This is a genomic window from Salipiger marinus (assembly GCF_035481585.1).
GTDB lineage: Bacteria > Pseudomonadota > Alphaproteobacteria > Rhodobacterales > Rhodobacteraceae > Salipiger > Salipiger marinus.
Genome location: NZ_JAYKSL010000087.1, coordinates 1 through 1106, shown reverse-complemented (window position 1 = coordinate 1106; position 1106 = coordinate 1). Strand labels below are relative to the sequence as shown.

The 1106-nt window shown below is 58.5% G+C and carries 1 protein-coding gene; it reads right to left on the bottom strand.

The genetic code is table 11. The features are described from left to right. Positions 1-1033 (bottom strand): IS3 family transposase gene (locus VK682_RS27240; RefSeq protein WP_324782998.1). Its coding sequence is split into 2 segments (ribosomal slippage), with 1034 coding nucleotides annotated over them: positions 1-772 and positions 772-1033; the frame shifts between segments, so codons are not numbered across the junction. This gene is flagged as partial in the annotation. Between the last annotated feature and the right edge of the window lie 73 nt (positions 1034-1106).

Sequence of the window (1106 nt, the reverse complement as noted above, 5' to 3'; positions counted from 1 at the left end):
TGTGGCCGTTCCTCGTTGTAGTATCTACGCCAAGCCTCCAACTTTTCGGCTGTGTCCGCAAGCGTCAGGAACCAGTGCGCGTTCAGGCATTCCGCCCTGAACCGGCCGTTGAATGCTTCTATGAACGCATTGTCCGTCGGCTTGCCTGGCCGTGAGAAGTCGAGGGTAACGCCGCGCTGATAGGCCCAGAGATCCATGTCGCGGGAGATGAACTCGCTGCCCTGATCGACCCGGATTGTCTTGGGATAGCCGGTTCTACGGCACACCCGATCCAGCGTCGCGACCACATCCTCACCGCGATAACTGAACCGTGCGTCGAGCACAGGCACGTATCGCGAGAAGGTATCCACGACCGTCAGAATCCTTAGCTTCTTGCCGGTCGCCAGTTGGTCATGAACGAAGTCCATCGCCCAAACGTCGTTCGGGCCAACAGCTTCGGCACGATCGTCGCGCAGCTTCGCCTTCACCCGCCGCTTTGGTGTCTTGTTCCTGAGTTGCATGCCCAACCCCCTGTAAATGCGATAGACCTTCTTGATGTTGATGCCCCAGCCCTCACGGTCCATAAGCACGTGAACCCGGCGGTATCCGTAACGAACCCGCGTTTCGCAGATCTCCCTGATCCGCTTCTCCACGGCAGCCTGGTCGGCGCGGCGGGATTTGTAATGGAACGTCGAACGGTCAAATCCGATGGCGCCACACGCCGTCCGGATCGAGACTGCCCAATCGCTGCACATCCCGCGAACCAATTCGCGCATCCGACCAGGCTTCAAATCTTTCGCCGGATGACATCCTGCAACATCTCACGATCCAGGGTCAGGTCCGCTACGATCTTCTTCAACCGGCTGTTCTCGTCCTCGAGCTGCTTCAGCCGCTTCATCTCCGTCGGCAGCAGACCCGCATACTTCTTCTTCCAATTGAAGTAGGTCGCCTGGCTGATCCCAGCCTTGCGGCAGATCTCCGCAACTGGTGTGCCTTCCTCGCCCTGCTTGATGATGAACGCCTTCTGCGCGTCCGAAAACTTCGATGCCTTCATGTGATTCCGCTCCTCTCCCAGCCGGGAAATCGTAGCGAAAAACTCCGGCTTCAAACGGTCCAGTTCTCAGGGG